The organism is Actinomadura rugatobispora (assembly GCF_042656285.1).
Lineage (GTDB): Bacteria > Actinomycetota > Actinomycetes > Streptosporangiales > Streptosporangiaceae > Spirillospora > Spirillospora rugatobispora.
The window spans coordinates 1-646 of sequence record NZ_JBHSON010000286.1; the positions used below are offsets into that span (position 1 = coordinate 1).

2 protein-coding genes are annotated in these 646 nt (G+C 47.7%); both read right to left on the reverse strand.

Annotation, left to right across the window (positions count from 1 at the left end; genetic code table 11):
- The coding region (locus ACFPZN_RS56385) for a serine hydrolase (protein ID WP_378293708.1) at window positions 1-363 on the reverse strand (363 nt) is incomplete at its 3' end.
- Between the two features lie 179 nt (window positions 364-542).
- The gene (locus ACFPZN_RS56390; protein ID WP_378293710.1) at window positions 543-641 is read right to left on the reverse strand and encodes a hypothetical protein; all 99 of its coding nucleotides are present in this window, start codon (window positions 639-641) and stop codon (window positions 543-545) included.
- Window positions 642-646: the final 5 nt, after the last annotated feature.

The window sequence follows — 646 nt, forward strand, 5'->3', positions numbered from 1 at the left end:
CGTCATTGTGCCGTTGACGTGTTTTTCGGCAATCGGATTGTAGTTAACCAGATCGGCAGGCTTGATCTCGACAGGCTGATTAAGCAGCTGCTTTTGCGTTTCACTCTGCTTAAGCACCGCCGCGACCGCCATAACTTTACTGGTACTGCACATTGGAAAGCGTTCATCACCGCGATAAAGCACCTGCGTATTATCTGCGGTATCGATGAGCGCGACGCCCAGCCGCCCTCCGCTGCTTTTCTCCAGCGCCGCCAGCTTTTGCTGCACCGCACTCGTCTGCGCATAAAGCGGCGCGCTGCCCAGCAGCAGCGGAATGCACGCCGCCGCCGCGAACATCATCCGTTGGACTCTCTTTGTCACCATCTCAAACTCCCAATACGGTCAATCCGTGTTACATCAGTATTCCCTAAATTCCACGTGTGTTTTTTATTAGCTTCAAAAATCACTATTTCACGAAGAATTTAGACTGCTTCTCACACATTGTAACATTATTTACAACCACCTTTCAATCATTTTTGATAAATCATTGATTTCATGAATTATTAAAGCGTACTTGCCGGTGCGTTCCACTGCTGTGATAAATGAAGCGATTTTCCATCGGAAACGGTGACGATTATTTTTACCGCATCCCCTGAACGAATATTTA